Source organism: Salmonella sp. SAL4457 (genome assembly GCF_046548235.1).
Taxonomy (GTDB): domain Bacteria; phylum Pseudomonadota; class Gammaproteobacteria; order Enterobacterales; family Enterobacteriaceae; genus Salmonella; species Salmonella enterica.
Genome location: NZ_JBGDZO010000531.1, coordinates 1 through 270, shown reverse-complemented (window position 1 = coordinate 270; position 270 = coordinate 1). Strand labels below are relative to the sequence as shown.

General features: G+C 70.0%; 1 pseudogene. It reads left to right on the top strand.

What is annotated here, in order from left to right:
• Window positions 1-270, top strand: a pseudogene (locus ACLJNW_RS25355) (TetR/AcrR family transcriptional regulator); the annotation flags it as partial.

The window sequence follows — 270 nt, the reverse complement described above, 5'->3', positions numbered from 1 at the left end:
CGCCTATGTCGACTGCGTGATGCAACAAGGCCGGGAGATTCCCGGGGTGGTCGCGGCCCTCGCCAGCTCGCCGGAGCTGGAGCGGATCAAGCGCGACTACGAGGTTCTCTTCATGTACAAGTGCCGCGCCGTGCTGGAGCCCTTCGCCGGCGGCGGACGGCTGACCGTCGCCGCTCTGCGCGCAATGATCGGCGCCGCCGAAGCGCTGTCGCACGCGGCCGCCACCGAAGAGATCGCCCCGGAAGAGGCGCGGCGGGAACTGTACGAGGC